General features: G+C 63.5%; 1 protein-coding gene. It reads left to right on the forward strand.

Annotated features, from left to right (window positions below; all coding sequences use genetic code 11):
- Positions 1-1932, forward strand: a 1932-nt coding sequence (locus tag EI969_RS29705; protein ID WP_256678383.1) for an Ig-like domain-containing protein, incomplete at both ends; no start/stop codon positions are given.

The raw sequence follows: 1932 nt of genomic DNA on the forward strand, positions 1-1932 counted from the left end.
GCACGACCAACTCCGCCAATTTCACCATCGACACCGTGCTGCCGACCGCCACCATCGTGGTTGCCGACACTGCCCTGAACGTCGGCGAAACCTCGCTGGTGACCATCACCTTCAGCGAAGCGGTAAGTGGTTTCAGCAATGCCGACCTGACCATCGCCAACGGCACCCTGAGCGCAGTGAGCAGCAGCGATGGCGGCGTCACCTGGACGGCGACTTTCACACCGACCGCCGACATCACCGACGCCACCAACCTGATCAGCTTGGACAACAGCGGCGTAGTGAACAGCTCCGGCAACGCGGGCAGCGGCACCACTGATTCGAACAACTACGCCATCGACACCGCCCGCCCGAGCGCGACCATCGTCGTGGCCGACAACTCGCTGGCCATCGGTGAAACCTCGCTGGTGACGATCACATTCGATGAAGCGGTGACGGGGCTCACGACAGCAGACCTGACCGTGGCCAACGGCACTTTGAGCGGTTTGAGCAGCAGCGACGGCGGTATCACCTGGACAGCGACCTTCACGCCGAGTGCCAGCATCACTGACACGACGAATGTGGTGACCCTGGACAACACCGGGGTTACTGACCACGCGGGCAACGCCGGCAGCGGTACCACCGATTCGAACAACTACTCGATCGACACCCAGCGCCCGACCGCGACCATTGTGCTGTCCGACCCGACACTGAGTGCCGGTGAAACAACCCAGGTGACTATCACCTTCAGTGAAGCCGTGAGCGGTCTCACCAACGCTGACCTGTCCGTCCCCAACGGCACCTTGAGTGCGGTCAGCAGCAGCGACGGTGGCATTACCTGGACGGCGACCTTCACGCCGAACGGCGCGGTCAACGACACGAGCAACCTGATCATCCTGGACAACACCGGGATCGCCGACCTCGCGGGCAACGCCGGCACCGGCACGACCAACTCCGCCAATTTCACCATCGACACCGTACTGCCGACCGCCACCATCGTGGTTGCCGACACTGCCCTGAACGTCGGCGAAACCTCGCTGGTGACCATCACCTTCAGCGAAGCGGTGAGCGGATTCAGCAACGCCGACCTGAGCATCGCCACCGGAACCCTGAGCGCAGTGAGTTCCAGCGATGGCGGCATCACCTGGACGGCTACCTTTACACCTACCGCCGACATCGCCGACGCCAGCAACCTGATCACCCTGGACAACAGTGGTGTGCAGAACGCCTCCGGCAACGCGGGCAGCGGCACCACCGACTCCAACAACTACGCCATCGACACCCAGCGCCCGACCGCGACTATTGTGGTCGCCGACACGGCCCTGAACGTCGGCGAAACCTCGCTGGTGACGATCACGTTCAATGAAGCGGTGACGGGGCTCACGACCGCCGACCTGACCGTGGCCAACGGCACATTGAGCGGTTTGAGCAGCAGCGACGGCGGCGTCACCTGGACGGCGACCTTCACTCCGTCCACTGGCATCTCCGATACCACCAACGTGGTGACTTTGGACAACACCGGCATTGCCGATCTGTCGGGCAACGCCGGCAGCGGCGTCACGGACTCGAACAATTACGCGATCGACACTCAGCTTCCGACCGCGACGATCGTGCTGGCCGACCCGACGCTGAGTGCCGGTGAAACCTCGCTGGTGACCATCACCTTCTCCGAGGCAGTCAGCGGTTTCAGCAACGCTGACCTGTCCGTGCCCAACGGCACCTTGAGTGCCGTCAGCAGCAGCGACGGCGGCATCACCTGGACGGCGACCTTCACGCCGAACGTCGCGGTCAACGACACGAGCAACCTGATCACCCTCGACAACACTGGCATCGCCGACCTCGCGGGCAACGCCGGCACCGGCACGACCAACTCCGCCAATTTCACCATCGACACCGTGCTGCCGACCGCCACCATCGTGGTTGCCGACACTGCCCTGAACGTCGGCGAAACCTCGC

The sequence above is a fragment of the Pseudomonas sp. PB101 genome, assembly GCF_009764265.1.
Lineage (GTDB): Bacteria > Pseudomonadota > Gammaproteobacteria > Pseudomonadales > Pseudomonadaceae > Aquipseudomonas.